Below are 14527 nucleotides of genomic sequence, written 5' to 3'. Positions count from 1 at the left end.
AGCCTTGTATTTTAAGTCAGTACATAATCAGAAGTTCAGGGCATCATTTAATGCTTAAGAATTTTCTGTATTAGCAGGATTAAAAAAACATTTTTTTATAACAATAATATTATTGTCACATTTTAGTTCTGATTCGGCTGCACTGTGTTTGATTACTGCCAAAGCCAGCGTAGAAGTTTGCTGTGATACTTGATTGATTATTAGTCCGACTTCTTCATTATGGTTGTCAAAAATTGGTTTACCTTCTGAAACTGAACCGTTTATTTCCATAAGTGCTAGCCCTCTTTTTACCTGACCACGGTATTGAGCGCGGGCGATGATTTCCTGACCGGGGTAGCAGCCTTTTTTAAAATGAACAGCACCTATTAGTTGCTGATTAAGCATTTGTGCAACGCAGGTTTCTGTGGTCTCTATGCTAATCCATGGATTACCGCTGGTGATTTCATGTAATTTCCATGATTCTATAACTTCTGTATTAAACGGGGGCAGTTGGCTGGTTTTTCCAATCTGGATTATTGACCCATCTGGCAAGTTGATGGACCAGATTTGATTAGTCTGGCTAGTTGGCAATACATACTGAGGTTCTGATGCTGTGGATAATGTTTCGGGTACGCTGACTGCTGCACCCCAGTCTGTCATGATTTCCAGTTTTACTTTACTGCGCATGATGTATATTTGCAGTTTTTTTTGTAAGGTGTCGATGAGGCTGGCTGAGGTTAATATAATAATATCATTATCTCGATTAAGTACCAGCATATTGGCTATTACGCGACCCTTGGCTGTATTGTAGGTAGCCAAACAAGCATGGTTGGCAGACAAATGATTGATATCATTTGATAATTGGTTGTGTAAAAAGGTTGCTCGATCTTCGCCGCTTACACGTATCAGTCCGAAATAAGGCATCAGGGAAGATGCTGTGTGTGTCATGGAAAAATCCTGTTTGTTTTGCAGGCCTTTATTATAATACTGAATGCTTAGCTAACAAGCTAAAAGCTCCGCCCAATATCTGGTGCGGAGCTTTGTTTAAGGGGCTTAATGAAGGATTTATTTTCCTTCTACTTTTGCTTTAAGTTGTTGATACATATCTGGATGCTCGTTTTTCAGTAATTCGGCAACTTCCATATTTATGCGATTGAGCTTGCTTAATTCCAGCTGTTCAACATGTACCAGCCGTACCAGTTCGCGAACTGGTTTCGGAATGTTGCGGCCTGCTTCATACCGAGAACCGCCGGATTGTGTAACACCTACCTGACTCCAAAATTCAATCTGGTTCAAACCGAGTTTTTTACGGATTTCGCGCACATTGTTGATAGGTTTAAAAGCTTTCATAATTTTTATACCTTAAAACGAGTTGTCTATGTTTAAGTAAAATTAATTAATATGATCATTCATAAATATTAGTTGTTTTGGTAAGTTTGGTCATTTATTGTAATAAACCATACTTATCAATATGCATAATTATCTATGGACTTCAATATTATCACAATATTTTTTACATTCAATACAATATTGCTAATGGTTTACCTGTTTAAGGTGATTTTGAATGGTGTATTTTTATTTTAATTAAACTATTTTAAAATTTATTGCCTTAAATCAGATATAGATGTTGTATTAATGTAAAGTTTTACGTTTTTTTTGGTATTTTAAGGTTTTCCTGTCAATGGGCTGATTGTGAGTATCTCGTAGCCATTATCTGTTACTAGTACTTCATGTTCCCACTGGGCGGAGAGTTTGTGGTCCTTAGTAACTACTGTCCAGCCGTCACCGAGAATACGCAAATGGCGTTTTCCTTGGTTAACCATTGGTTCTACTGTAAATATCATTCCCGGCTGTAGTTTTAAGCCGGTATGGCGGCGACCATAATGCAACACTTGTGGTTCTTCGTGAAAACCTTTTCCCACTCCGTGGCCGCAGAATTCTTGAACCATGGAATAACCGGCATTTTCTGCTACCTGCTGACAGGCATAGCCAATGTCTCCCAGTGTTGCTCCTGGTTTAACAACGGATATACCGGCCATCATACTTTCATGGGTGACATTAATTAGGCGGCGTGCCTGTGGACTGATTTCGCCTACAGCATACATGCGACTGGAATCTCCGTGGAAACCATCTTTAATGATGGTGACATCGATGTTGATGATGTCGCCGTTTTTTAAAGGTTTGTCATCGGGGATACCATGGCAGATAACATGATTGACGGATGTGCAGCAAGATTTGGGAAAGGGTGGATTGCCATATCCCAGTGGAGCGGGATAACCACCCTGTACGTTAATGTGGTAATCATGTATCAGTTTGTCGATTTCGTTGGTGGTGACACCTGGTTTGATAAATTGGCCAATATAGTCCAGTGCTTCAGCTGCCAGCCGGCCGGCTACGCGCATTGCGGCAATTTCTTCTGCATTTTTAATAATCACGCCCATGATTTTTCCTTTTAGGCTAATTAAAACTGTTTAAATGATAGTTATGCTTCAAGCATTTACTAGAAGGCTTAGTTCTTCTGCTATGTTTTGTTTGCGCATCAAGCTTTCTCCAATGAGAAATGTATTTACCTGATGCTGCTGCATCATGTGTATATCATCTGTGGTAAAAATGCCGCTTTCGGTAACGACTGTTTTGCCATTTAGTGCAGGCAGAAGTTTGATTGTTTGCTGTAGGTCTACTTCAAAAGTGCGCAAGTTACGGTTATTTACGCCCCAGAGTGGGGTAGACATAGAGATGCATTTCTCTAATTCTTCTTCATGATGGATTTCAAGCAATACGGTCATACCTAGCTCGTGGGCTATGGCTTCATATTCATTTAACTGGGTACGGCTGAGTGCTGCTGCTATCAGGAGTATAGCATCGGCATTATGTGCTCGTGATTGATACACCTGATAGATGTCGATGATGAAATCTTTTCGTAATACCGGCAGGCTGCAGGCATTACGGGCAATATTCAGGTATTCCAGACTTCCTTTAAAGTAGCTTACGTCGGTCAGGACGGACATGCATGCGGCGCCACCTTGCTGATAAGCATGAGCAATATCGGCGGGTGAAAAATCAGGACGAATCAGTCCTTTGGAAGGGCTGGCTTTTTTTACTTCGGCAATGATGGCTGCTTTGCCTTGCTGATGTTTATGATGTATGGCTTCCAAAAATGGTCTTGCCGGTGCCTGATCATAAGCTTTGGCACGTACTTCAGCCAGTGTTTCAGCGGACTTGGCTGCAACCATTTCGGTTTTTTTGGTAGCAATGATTTTATTTAGGATATCGCTCATGGTTTTGGTCCGGACTAGGATGCTGATTGTTCACAAGATATGACCGCTATATTCATAAATCTAATTTAAGTCTGACTTATGAATTTTAGGATTGTGTGTCTTCGGTAATTTCGTTTTTTAATAACTGAAAAATAGATCTGAATGCCTTAGGCGCTTTACCAGCGGCCTGTTCTTTACGCGCATTGCGTATCAGTGTGCGCAGGTTATTGATGTCAATATGTGGGTACTGGCTGATAACTTCTGTGAGACTATTGTCGTCTGCAATCAGACGCTCTCGCAGGTATTCGAGTCTCTGTAAATAGGCATTATGCGCACTGTTTTCGCCTTTGAGGCGTGATAGAAAATCGCTGATCGGTGCGGTATCAATTTCCCGCATCAGGCGGCCAATATATTGTGCCTGACGTTTGAGGGCGCTGTTAGAGCTGATTTTTTGATAGCTTAATACAGCCTGTAATAAGTCTTCGGGCAGATTGATTTTTTTAAGAGTATCTGCGGATAGTTTGGTTAGTTGCATACCCAGTTGCTGCAAATCATTCATTTGCTTTTTCATACGGGTTTTGCTGACCCATTCTTCTTCTGTCTGAAGTATGTTTTCAGTATGGCTGTTCATATGTTACGTATCACTAGTGTATCTGAATTTTATTTGTGTATTTTAGCAAAAAATCCGTATTATTTCAGTTGGCATGGCTGTTTTGCGGCTGCCAGTGCTGAATTCAGCATGCTAGAATGCATGCTTCTTGGCAAGAAGGTAAATTATGTTTCATCACGGTGCTGAACAGTTACAAGAGTTGTGCCGGCAGGCATTGTATAAAGCTAGGGTGCAAGGTGCGAGCGCGGCTGAAATTGATATCAGTGAATCAGTTGGACAGAATGTGCAAGTACGCCAGCAGGATGTTGAACATATTGAATATCAACAGGATAAATCTTTAGATGTGACGGTTTATTTGGGTCATGCCAAAGGCCGGGCTAGTAGTGCTGATTTTAATAATAGCGCCATTGATGAGGTGGTTACAGCAGCATTGAATATAGCTCGCTATACGGCACAGGACGAATGTGCAGGACTGGCTGATGCTGACTTATTGGCTACTGATGTGGGTGATACGGATAGTTATTTCCCCTGGCCGTTGTCTGCTGATGAAGCTATCGCTATTGGTAAACGAACAGAACGGGCTGCACTGGATACAGATGCACGCATCAGCAATTCTGAGGGTGCTGAGGTTCAGACAGACCATTATCAGTATGTCTATGCCAATAGTAATGATTTCTGTGCTTATCAGCGTGGCAGCCGGCATAGCATATCCTGCAGTGTAGTGGCCTCTGATGCGTCTGGTATGCAGCGTGACTACTGGTATGATTTGGCGCGTGACCCTAAGGATTTAGATACAGCAGAGAATATCGGTAAGACTGCTGCTTCTCGTACTGTGCGTCGGTTGGATGGTCGCTCTGTAGCGACGGGCAAATATCCTGTAGTATTTGATACGACGGTGGCAGGAAGTCTGATTGGACATCTAGTGGGAGCGCTTAGTGGTGGCGCTTTATATCGAGAGACTAGTTTTCTGGTTGATTCTCTGGGTAAACAGATTTTGGCACCATGGGTGTGTCTACATGAAAGACCGCATGTAAAAAAAGCTCTAGCCAGTACTTATTTCGATGCCGAAGGTGTGGCTACGCATGATCGCACTATTATTGCAGATGGATATGTGTCGGGCTATTTTCTGAGTAGTTACAGTGCGCGTAAGCTAGGCATGACTACGACGGGTAATGCCGGTGGTGTACATAACTTATATTTAAATCATACGCATAAGTCTCAGGCAGAGCTGTTGCAGACTATGGGTACGGGTTTGCTGGTTACTGAGTTGATGGGTCAGGGTGTAAATGGTATTACGGGTGATTATTCTCGTGGCGCGGCTGGTTTCTGGGTAGAAAATGGAGTCATAACATATCCCGTAGAAGGTATTACGATTGCGTCACGTTTACAGGATATGTTTATGGCGATGATAGGTGCCGCTGACGATGCATTGAAACGCAGTACGCACAAGGTGGGTTCTATTCTCATTGGGGATATGACTGTTGCTGGTTCATAAGTGTCTATTTATGTATCAGATGATGGAAATGATGTATTTGGGTCAGTTTGAAAGGACTTAAGATGAGCTTCCGTAAAGCATTATGGTGTGTGTTTTTTCTGGCTGTACTGTGTGCTGCTGCTTCGTTTGTCGGCCAATATGTTTTGGGTATGAATCCTTGTGTATTGTGTATTGTGCAACGAGTGGCGGTGATCCTTACTGCATTGCTGGCTCTGTTATGTGCTTGTTGCCCTAATCGCAACTGTATTGAAAAAGTGATTAATGCAATTGTGGTTAGTTTGGCTCCGATTGGCGGTCTCTGTGTGGCGATTTACCAGATTTATATTCAGCACTTACCTTTAATTGACCAGCCGTCTTGCGGAGCTCCATGGACATTTCGGTTGCGTGATGCGCCGCTATTTCACTGGTATGAACCGATTATCCGTGGTACCGGTAATTGTGGTGAGGTGCAGCATATATTGTGGATACCGTTACCAGTATGGAGTGTTTTATTTTTTGTTGCAGTATTGCTGTGGGTATGGGGATGGTTATGGCAGTGTCGTACTCGCTCCAGAAAATGATAATGCTCTGTGTATTCTGTAATTGATTTGCCTGAATGAATGTATATGGTATGAAAGCTAGATTTTTACTAAAAACGGCAGCTAGGTTGACACTGACTGGATTATTGTTGTGTGGTTTATCTGCGTGTAAGGAGCATGGTAGCTGGAGTGGAGCGGATGATGATTCTCCGGATGATAACGGTAGAATATTGACTCAGCCTGCGCAAATAAGTCGGCTGATACCTGCACGTGTTGCTGAGCGGGATGCATGGGCAGCTGATATCAGCCAGATTATGGATGAGCTGAAAATCAGTAAAACCAAGGAAAATGTATGTAGTGTGGTAGCGGTAGTAGACCAAGAGTCGAATTTTGTTGCTAATCCTACTGTACCTGACTTAGGAAATAAGGCGATTAAAGCTTTTCAGACTGAAGTACCGCAGAAATTTGTGAAACAGTTTGGTCCGGCTCTTGGCCCGGCTGTTTCGCGCTACTTTACATATGTATTGATTAATGAACCCAGTAAAGACAACAGTTTTCTAATACAAATGCGTTCGGTAAAAACCGAGCAGCAGCTAGACTGGATATACCGGCAGATTTTTGCTTATGTTTCCAAACAATTTTATGCTGATTCGATAGCTAATGCAGCAGCTAAATTCATGGGCAAGGATTTGGGGGAGGAAAATAATCCCATTACGACCATTGGCTCAATGCAGGTATCTGTAAAATATGCGCGTGAACATCAGCGTGACCATGCTTCTGTTAATGAGTTGAGGGATTATATGTATACCCGAGAGGGCGGCTTGTATTATGGTATTCATCGACTGATGAAATATCCTGCTGCCTATGATAATGCACAGTATCGGTTTGCTGATTATAATTCCGGTATGTATTCGAGCCGTAACGCTGCTTTTCAACAGGATATTAATAAATTATTGAATCTTGATATGGCTTTGGATGGGGATTTATTGGTTTATGATAAGGATGATAACCCTCAATCTATGCCAAGTCAGACTGAAACTGCTTTGAATCAGTTATTTGCTGACCATGGTATTTCAATGAAACCGGAAGATATTCGTTCGGATTTGTTGCATGAAAAACAGGCTGAGTTTGAAAATACGTCCACGTATCAGAATGTGATAGCAATCTATAAACGTCAGTTTAATAAAAATCCTCCGTATGCAATTATGCCGCAAGTTGTGATTAGCGGGCCTAAATTAAGCAAGGATTACAATACTAACTGGTATGCGAATAATGTTAACCGACGCTATGAGGCATGTATGCGACGCGGTGGCGGACGCCATCCAAAGAAATGAATCAGGCTTAAATTGATGGCTAGTGTGTTTATGCACTAGCCATTTTTTATATATTTTAATTTTGGGGTTTCTGTTTTGCTTCCAGTGTTTCCCAACGTTCAAGGTTTTCTAGCAATAATTCTTCAATTTCTGCAACACGTGCCTGCCATTGTGCAGCCTGTTTGTAATCGTTTTTAAAGATTTCAGGATCAGAAAGTTTATTATTTAATTCTGTTTGTTCTTCTTCCAGAGCAGCTATTGTATCGGGTAAGCTGTCCAGTTCACGTTGTTCATTGAAAGAAAGTTTTTCACTGCGCCGGTTTTTAGGGCGTGTTTTATCAGCGGTGTTGTTATTGGCCTTGTTTGTAATATTTAAAGGTGCTTGCAGGCTTTGCTCACGTTTTTGGGCATTAATATAATCCTGATAGCCGCCAATATACTCTTTTAGCTGGCCATTTCCGCTAAATACAATGGACTGAGTGACAACATTATCCAGAAAAGTACGGTCGTGACTGACCAAAAACACCGTACCTGTATAATCACGTAATAATTCTTCCAGCAATTCCTGTGTATCGATATCCAAATCGTTAGTAGGTTCATCAAGTACCAGTATGTTGGCAGCGCGGGTAAACAGCTTAGCCAGTAGCAAGCGGTTCCGTTCTCCGCCAGACAATGATTTTACCTCGCTACGCACTCGCGCAGGTGAGAACAGAAATTCTTCCAGATAGCCGATAACATGTTTGCGCTGACCACCAATTTCTACGTAATCGTTACCTTGGCCGATGGTGTCGAAAACGGTATCGTTTTCATTCAATGCACTGCGGAATTGGTCAAAGTAGGCTACTTCCTGACGTGAACCCAAACGGATTTTACCGGATGTGGGTTGTAGCTCTCCTAAAATCAGCTTCAGAAATGTGGTTTTACCCACCCCATTTGGCCCGATCAGGCCGATTTTATCGCCACGCTGAATAACAGCGGAGAAGTAGCGCATGATGATGTGATTACCATAGGAAAATCCTGCATGCTCAAGTTCGGCGATGATTTTGCCGCTGGCTTCGCCTCGGTTAAGGTTGAAACTGACTTGACCCTGAACTTCTCGCCGTGCGGCACGTTCTCGCCGTAGTTGTTCCAGTCGCTTTACCCGCCCTTGATTGCGGGTGCGACGAGCTTCTATCCCTTTTCGTATCCACGCTTCTTCCTGTGCATGGAATTTATCGAATAGGCGATTGTGTTCGACCTCAACAGCCAGCTCTTGTGCTTTTTTTTCACTGTAAGCACTGAAGCTGCCCGGATAGCTGCGCAGATGTCCACGGTCAAGCTCTACGATACGAGTAGCCACTTTATCTAGAAACCGTCTGTCGTGAGTGACGACAATCAGACTGCCGGCAAAATTACTCAGCAGATTTTCCATCCATTCAATTGCTTCGATGTCCAGATGGTTGGTGGGTTCATCTAGTAAGAGAATATCCGGTTTTTGCACCCATGCTTGTGCGAGTGCAACTCTTTTTTTCTGACCGCCACTGAGATTAGCGATAATTTCATTTTCAGGTAGGTTAAGTTCGCTCAAAGTTTGGGCAATCAATGCATCAAATTGCCAGCCATTACGGTTTTCCAGTTCGTTTTGTAATTCCGTTAAACGATTTAAGCTTTTTTCATCGCTAATATTCTGGCTAAGTTCGTGATATTCATGCAGTAGGTTTTGTAATTCGCCTAATCCTTGAGCAATGGTATCGAAAATAGTCGCCTGTGGATCGAAAAACGATTCCTGCGGTACATAAACGATTTTCTGGTCGTTTTGAATGGTGAGTATTCCATCATCCAGTTTTTGTACGCCGGCGAGAATTTTTAATAATGTTGATTTACCGGCACCATTGCGGCCGATGAAACCGATTTTTTCTCCCGCATCCATTTGCAGAGAAGCATGATCTAATAATGGGTGATGGCCAACTGCAAAGCAGGCATTATCCAGAGACAAAATACTCATATTTCAACCAGACTACGTTAGGATATTTGTGATAGAAAGACTGGGTATTGTAACAGTTTCATCATTGAATTGTTGCTGTTGTCCTGTATGGCTACTGGTTAAAAATTTGGCAACTTTGGTCGGGCTGGCGGCTAGCGTGAAAAAAGTCCTCTTCTTCATCGCAACGGCTGCTGCTGGTTTGACACATAATAATTCGGCCATCCTGATTAAGTTTAAGTATACGTGGTTCTTCATTAGTATCCAGAGCAACGGCTTTAAGGGTGAAGTGCTCTTCTCGGGTAAAGCGAGGATTGCCTTGAAAGCGGAAGCAAAAATATTGATTTTGTGTAATAGGTAGGGTTGGCCAGCTGTTTCCATTTTTTCGGTAGCTGATATGATGCAGATAGTGTTTAGCTAGATACTGTCCGTTGATAAGTAAATCTGCCTGAGCCTGATGAAGTCGGGCTTGTAGAATGTGTTTACGGTAGGAAGGATAGGCTATGGCGGCTAATATTATAATAATGGAAAGCGTGATTAATAAATTCAATAAACTAAATCCCGATGAGTATCGTGTGGCTGAATATAGTTGATGTCTGAATGGGAATCGACGAGGTACCATGATTTAATAAATAATTATATACTATCGGCATTATATTATAACAACATATATATACGGAATATATTTTATTCGAATAAATCATTCTGCTTTGGGATTGAATGTGGTTAATAAAATAATAATCAAAATATAAACAAAAAGTTATTTTTATTTTATTTGTTTGAATTTTTGTTTAATATTTGGCTGATTTCACAGAAATGAATCTACTTACTTAAATAGTGGATTAATAGAATTGAATATTTTTAGTTGCTTTTTTGTTTTGTACTAAAAAAATGAAACGGGCTATATTGCCCGTTTTGTAATATGTTAAATACTTTTTCGTGTTATCAGCGAGGATGTAAACTTTCCATGCGAATCATCGTTACAGGCGACAATACGCGTGGTAAGGCTTGAATCTGTGACATCGCTTGTTTGATAAAGCGTTCTTTAGTTGAATGGGTCAGGATCACAATTTCCGCAGTCTCTTTATTGATAATGCCTTTTTGAATGAGTGCTTCGATAGATATATTTTCTGCTGCCAGAATATTGGCTATTTCACCCAGAACACCTGGTTCATCGCAGGCAGATACGCGTAAATAATAACTACTGGTGATTTCATCCATGGGCAGAATGGAAATATTTTGTAGTGAACTAGACTGAAATGCCAGATAAGGTACGCGATAGCTGGCTTCAGCATTCTGTAATCGGGTGACATCCATGATATCTGCCATGACGGCGCTAGCTGTAGGACCGGCACCGGCACCGGCACCATAATACAATGTCTGCCCGATCATATCAGCCTGAACTGATACGGCATTCATTACGCCTTCCACTTTTGCTAGTAGGCGGCTTTCAGGTATCAAAGTAGGGTGTACCCTAAGCTCAATACCTTCTGGAGTTTTGCGTGTAATACCAAGGAGTTTTATGCGATAGCCTAGTTCTTCAGCATAGCAAATATCCAGACTTTGCAGCTGGCTGATGCCCTCCAGATAACACTGACTGAAATTAATTGGGGTACCAAAGGCCAATGCTGAGATGATGCTAAGTTTATGGCCTGCATCATGTCCTTCAATATCGAAAGTCGGGTCTGCCTCGGCATAGCCTAAAGCTTGAGCCTGTGTCAGTGCTTCAGGGAAGGTGCTTCCGTTAGCACGCATTTCGCTGAGAATAAAATTGCTAGTGCCATTGATGATGCCGGCAATAGATTCGATATGGTTGGCTGCTAGCCCTTCACGCAATGCTTTGATAATCGGGATACCACCAGCCACTGCTGCTTCATACATCACCATTACGTTGTGCTCAGAGGCCAACCGGAAAATTTCGTTGCCGTATTCAGCCAGAAGCTTTTTATTTGCTGTAACGATATGTTTGCCATTTTTGATCGCCTGAATCACTGCATCTTTGGCAATGGTTGAACCTCCAATCAGCTCTACTACCACATCGACATCAGGAGCTGTAACTACATCAAATACATTGTCTGTAATGTTGGTATCGGGGCCGCATATTGTTCGCGTTCGCTCAAGATTTCGGCTGGCTGCATGTGTAATAATCAGCTCCCGCCCCAGTCTGCGGGTGATTTCATGTGCATTATTCTGTAATAGTTTGACGGTACCACCACCAACTGTACCTACGCCCAGCAAACCAATGCGAAGTGGCTGCATTTTTACTCCTTAAATTAGACGAATATGATTGTATGATTGACTGATGCTTGCAATTTTACGTAAATAATCTACTATGCTAGCGGAAAACCGCTTTTTTGACTACTACTGCACTATCTGAAGATGTGTCTTAGGCGTAAGGAATATTTAATGCAGATTGATGAAATCCGTGACAAACAGGGTTTGTGGATTGAAGAAATTGATACGGGACTAATTACTATTAATGGAAAGCAATATTCAGAGCCTGTTTGTATTACAGATATTGAAGTATTGCCATTAGCTAAAAATAATGCGGCAGAATTAAGTATTGAAGATTTTGCTCTTGCCTTGCAGAAATATCCGGAAGTTATTCTGATTGGTACGGGTAGTCAGCATGTATTTATTCATCCGCGGCTGACCGCTCAGCTGGCAGCCAAAGGAATTGGTGTAGAAAGCATGACTACTGCGGCTGCCTGTCGTACATATATGGTATTGCGCAGTGAAGGCCGTAGTGTTTGGGCTTGGTTGTGGCCGTTAATGGAAAATTAGAGTTTTGCTGGGAATCAGAGTTCTGTATGGATGGATTAGTCGCCAAGTGTGTAGATACGTTTATTATATTGGCTAGATAGTGTTTGTTTAATTAAATGCTTGGCATTATCTTTTGAGTATAAAAATCAGGCTGCCAGCAAAAATGAATGGCAGCATGTATCTTATTTATATCAGCTATTTATTTTACGATTGTTGTATTCTGGCCTTTGATTATGCTCATACCGGCACTAACGAGGCTGCCAATATCGGCTACATTGGCCGGCATAATCAGTGTATTGTTGGTTTTCGCCAGTTTGGCAAAGGCATCTACATATTGTTCCGCAACTTTAAGATTGACAGCTTCGGTACCGCCAGGTTCTTTTACTGCGGCAGCAACCTGACGAATGGCCTCAGCGGTAGCCTGAGCCACCAAACGCAGGGCTTCAGCTTCACCTTCTGCACGATTGATTTGAGCGACTTTGGCGCCCTGAGATTCATTGATTGAAGCTTGTGCTTCACCTTGAGATTTCTGAATTTCGGCTTCACGCTGACCGGCTGCCAGATTAATCTGCTCTTGCTTGATACCTTCAGATTGGGCAATACGGGCACGCTTTTCTCGTTCAGCGGTAATTTGTGCCTGCATTGAACGTAAAATTTCCTGTGGTGGTACTAAATCTTTGATTTCATATCGTAATACTTTTACGCCCCATGATACGGCTGCTTCATCCAGAGAGGCTACCACTGTACGATTGATGTCGTCACGTTCTTCAAATGTTTTGTCCAGCTCCATTCGGCCGATAACTGAGCGCAATGTGGTTTGTGCCAGCTGGGTAATGGCTACAACAAAGTTGCTGGAACCATAGGAGGCAAGTTTAGGGTCTGTTACCTGAAAATAGATGATGCCGTCTACTGTAAGCTGGGTATTATCCCGAGTGATACATACTTGGCTGGGTACGTCCAGCGGGATTTCTTTCAGTGTATGTTTATAAGCTACTCGGTCAATTATCGGAATAATAAAATTCAGACCTGCTTCAAGCGTGGCATGATAGCGTCCCAGACGTTCGACAATGTAAACCTCTTGTTGTGGCACAACTTTAAATGCCATGCAAATAAAAACGACTATGGCAGCAAGGAAGATGAAGGTCAGAATCATGATTATTCCTGATGGTTGATAGATGCAGATAGAGTGAGATTTAAAATATTTCCGTTATGACTGATGATATGAGCAGTGTCACCGGCTTTGGCATGGGTAGGCTGAGTAAAACGTGCCTGCCAAATGGTGCCGCGGTATTGTACTTGCCACAAGCCATCGGTAAGTGGTTTGGACAGGATTACAATCTGGCCATAGTCAGGACTGTCACTTGCTTTGGCTTTGTTTTCACGCGGATGCTTCTTTTGCCATACACGTACAATAATGATACCGATAAGTGAAAAAAACGTGGCTAAAATTGCGTTGGTATTGTTACTGGTGTGTAGCAGCCATTCAGCTAAACCAGCGCTTAAGAATGAAGCACTGATGACAAGTAAATAAAATGTACCGCTAAACATTTCAAGTACAAACAGTACTAGGGCAAGAATGCACCATATCATTAAAATCTCCTTTTTTTGTATTGGTTTTTTAGGGAATTGTTAATTATTCATGAGCTGCATATACCCGTTGCCGGCGCGTTTCACTTAAAACGATTCCGGTGCTGACAGAGACATTGAGGCTTTCAACCGTACCAAACATGGGGATAGAGACGAGTGTATCACACAAGTCACGCGTTAAGCGGCGCATGCCGCTGCCTTCTGCACCCATTACCCAAGCTACTGCTTGTGGTGCATTAAAATGATATAAATCATCATTGCCATCCATGGCTGTTCCAACAATCCAGATGCCGTGCTGTTTCAAGTCACGGATGGTACGCGCTAAGTTGGTTACGGTAATGTAAGGTACTGTTTCTGCTGCTCCGCAAGCTACTTTGCTAACGGTGGCATTGAGGCCGGCACTTTTGTCTTTGGGAGCGATGACAGCGTGCACGCCCATTACATCGGCTACGCGCAAGCAGGCACCTAGATTATGCGGATCGGTAATGCCATCCAGAATCAGCAATAAAGGTGGTTCATTCAGATTATCTAGTACGTCTTCTATGTCTATATGTTGTTTGGAGGCATCGATAAAACCAACTACACCTTGATGGCGCGCGTGTTTGCTTAAGGTATCAAGGCGAGCATTATCAACGCCGATAATGCGTACATTTTCTGCTTCAGCTTTATTTATGACGTCACGCATACGGGCATCATGTTTTCCTTCGAGTACATAAAGTTCGATAATGCTACTAGGGTTTTGCCATAGACGTGCATTAACTGCGTGAAACCCGATGATGAGACGCTGATTAGACATAGATATTACTTCAATATGTAAAGTGGACAATTATAGCGGAAAACGTAGTATCAATCTGATTGTACCTGATAAATATAATATTTAATATGTTAATGTAATTTGATTTTATCTGGCTATGTTTGGTTTGCTTTGATAAAAGTGTGCTAGTTTTGGTATGTATAAAAGATGCAAGAAATTATATGATTTTGTAAAAATTGTAATTACAAATTATTATTGTGATTCAATGGGTTGTAATGGCGTTAAAGTGTG

General features: G+C 42.1%; 15 protein-coding genes. 4 read left to right on the top strand and 11 right to left on the bottom strand.

Annotated elements, in window-relative coordinates; genetic code table 11:
- Positions 1–54 precede the first annotated feature (54 nt).
- The 5 genes from J3U64_RS01120 to yjgA form a co-directional block, all read right to left on the bottom strand.
- Positions 55–927 carry a YgfZ/GcvT domain-containing protein gene (locus J3U64_RS01120; protein ID WP_267390241.1) on the bottom strand — a complete coding sequence of 291 codons (873 nt, stop codon included), beginning with the start codon at positions 925–927 and terminating at the stop codon, positions 55–57.
- A 117-nt stretch (positions 928–1044) separates the two neighbouring features.
- A complete protein-coding gene (locus J3U64_RS01115; RefSeq protein ID WP_100140121.1) occupies positions 1045–1329 on the bottom strand; it encodes a helix-turn-helix domain-containing protein in 285 nt (94 codons plus the stop codon).
- Positions 1330–1643: 314 nt separating this feature from the next.
- Positions 1644–2423 carry a type I methionyl aminopeptidase gene (map, locus tag J3U64_RS01110; protein ID WP_100140122.1) on the bottom strand — a complete coding sequence of 260 codons (780 nt, stop codon included), beginning with the start codon at positions 2421–2423 and terminating at the stop codon, positions 1644–1646.
- 45 nt (positions 2424–2468) lie between these two features.
- Complete coding sequence (gene trpC / locus J3U64_RS01105) at positions 2469–3257, bottom strand: indole-3-glycerol phosphate synthase TrpC (protein ID WP_267408010.1); 789 nt, start codon at positions 3255–3257, stop codon at positions 2469–2471.
- A gap of 85 nt (positions 3258–3342) precedes the next feature.
- Positions 3343–3846 (bottom strand): ribosome biogenesis factor YjgA, encoded by a 504-nt coding sequence (yjgA, locus tag J3U64_RS01100; protein ID WP_100152732.1) that lies wholly within the window; start codon positions 3844–3846, stop codon positions 3343–3345.
- A 163-nt stretch (positions 3847–4009) separates the two neighbouring features.
- Between yjgA and pmbA the strand changes: the two genes are divergently transcribed.
- From pmbA to J3U64_RS01085, 3 genes are all read left to right on the top strand, one after another.
- The gene (gene pmbA / locus J3U64_RS01095) at positions 4010–5341 is read left to right on the top strand and encodes a metalloprotease PmbA (protein ID WP_267408362.1); all 1332 of its coding nucleotides are present in this window, start codon (positions 4010–4012) and stop codon (positions 5339–5341) included.
- Between the two features lie 62 nt (positions 5342–5403).
- The gene (locus tag J3U64_RS01090) at positions 5404–5901 is read left to right on the top strand and encodes a disulfide bond formation protein B (protein ID WP_267408009.1); all 498 of its coding nucleotides are present in this window, start codon (positions 5404–5406) and stop codon (positions 5899–5901) included.
- 50 nt (positions 5902–5951) lie between these two features.
- Complete coding sequence (locus J3U64_RS01085; RefSeq protein ID WP_267408008.1) at positions 5952–7193, top strand: DUF1615 domain-containing protein; 1242 nt, start codon at positions 5952–5954, stop codon at positions 7191–7193.
- 55 nt (positions 7194–7248) lie between these two features.
- Here J3U64_RS01085 and J3U64_RS01080 read toward each other — a convergent pair whose 3' ends face one another.
- From J3U64_RS01080 to J3U64_RS01070, 3 genes are all read right to left on the bottom strand, one after another.
- A complete protein-coding gene (locus J3U64_RS01080) occupies positions 7249–9156 on the bottom strand; it encodes an ATP-binding cassette domain-containing protein (RefSeq protein WP_267408007.1) in 1908 nt (635 codons plus the stop codon).
- A gap of 91 nt (positions 9157–9247) precedes the next feature.
- Entirely contained in the window at positions 9248–9682 is a 435-nt protein-coding gene (locus J3U64_RS01075) for a type IV pilin protein (protein ID WP_267390247.1), read from the bottom strand.
- A gap of 395 nt (positions 9683–10077) precedes the next feature.
- A complete protein-coding gene (locus J3U64_RS01070) occupies positions 10078–11391 on the bottom strand; it encodes a homoserine dehydrogenase (protein WP_267390248.1) in 1314 nt (437 codons plus the stop codon).
- 147 nt (positions 11392–11538) lie between these two features.
- Between J3U64_RS01070 and J3U64_RS01065 the strand changes: the two genes are divergently transcribed.
- On the top strand, positions 11539–11916 hold the full coding sequence (locus J3U64_RS01065) for an Mth938-like domain-containing protein (RefSeq protein ID WP_100140130.1): 378 nt from the start codon (positions 11539–11541) through the stop codon (positions 11914–11916).
- 178 nt (positions 11917–12094) lie between these two features.
- Here the strand turns inward: J3U64_RS01065 and J3U64_RS01060 are convergent, their stop codons facing one another.
- The 3 genes from J3U64_RS01060 to rlmB are packed head-to-tail and all read right to left on the bottom strand — an operon-like array spanning position 12095 to position 14278.
- Complete coding sequence (locus J3U64_RS01060) at positions 12095–13048, bottom strand: SPFH domain-containing protein (protein ID WP_100152506.1); 954 nt, start codon at positions 13046–13048, stop codon at positions 12095–12097.
- Between the two features lie 2 nt (positions 13049–13050).
- Complete coding sequence (locus tag J3U64_RS01055) at positions 13051–13485, bottom strand: NfeD family protein (RefSeq protein ID WP_267390249.1); 435 nt, start codon at positions 13483–13485, stop codon at positions 13051–13053.
- Positions 13486–13528: 43 nt separating this feature from the next.
- Positions 13529–14278, bottom strand: a complete 750-nt coding sequence (gene rlmB / locus J3U64_RS01050; protein ID WP_267408006.1) for a 23S rRNA (guanosine(2251)-2'-O)-methyltransferase RlmB — start codon at positions 14276–14278, stop codon at positions 13529–13531.
- Positions 14279–14527 lie beyond the last annotated feature (249 nt).

The sequence above is a fragment of the Snodgrassella sp. B3800 genome (assembly GCF_026535865.1).
Taxonomy (GTDB): domain Bacteria; phylum Pseudomonadota; class Gammaproteobacteria; order Burkholderiales; family Neisseriaceae; genus Snodgrassella; species Snodgrassella alvi_E.
The sequence above is the reverse complement of the archived record's forward strand: the minus strand, read 5'-3'. Positions and strand labels throughout refer to the sequence as shown.

Excerpts from the sequence above, each read along its gene's own strand:
- J3U64_RS01085 (WP_267408008.1), top strand. The coding sequence starts at position 5,952 with ATGAAAGCTAGATTTTTACTAAAAACGGCAGCTAGGTTGACACTGACT.
- J3U64_RS01080 (WP_267408007.1), bottom strand. The coding sequence starts at position 9,156 with ATGAGTATTTTGTCTCTGGATAATGCCTGCTTTGCAGTTGGCCATCAC.
- J3U64_RS01115 (WP_100140121.1), bottom strand. The coding sequence starts at position 1,329 with ATGAAAGCTTTTAAACCTATCAACAATGTGCGCGAAATCCGTAAAAAA.
- J3U64_RS01065 (WP_100140130.1), top strand. The coding sequence starts at position 11,539 with ATGCAGATTGATGAAATCCGTGACAAACAGGGTTTGTGGATTGAAGAA.
- J3U64_RS01060 (WP_100152506.1), bottom strand. The coding sequence starts at position 13,048 with ATGATTCTGACCTTCATCTTCCTTGCTGCCATAGTCGTTTTTATTTGC.
- rlmB (WP_267408006.1), bottom strand. The coding sequence starts at position 14,278 with ATGTCTAATCAGCGTCTCATCATCGGGTTTCACGCAGTTAATGCACGT.
- J3U64_RS01090 (WP_267408009.1), top strand. The coding sequence starts at position 5,404 with ATGAGCTTCCGTAAAGCATTATGGTGTGTGTTTTTTCTGGCTGTACTG.
- J3U64_RS01120 (WP_267390241.1), bottom strand. The coding sequence starts at position 927 with ATGACACACACAGCATCTTCCCTGATGCCTTATTTCGGACTGATACGT.
- J3U64_RS01070 (WP_267390248.1), bottom strand. The coding sequence starts at position 11,391 with ATGCAGCCACTTCGCATTGGTTTGCTGGGCGTAGGTACAGTTGGTGGT.
- trpC (WP_267408010.1), bottom strand. The coding sequence starts at position 3,257 with ATGAGCGATATCCTAAATAAAATCATTGCTACCAAAAAAACCGAAATG.
- J3U64_RS01055 (WP_267390249.1), bottom strand. The coding sequence starts at position 13,485 with ATGATATGGTGCATTCTTGCCCTAGTACTGTTTGTACTTGAAATGTTT.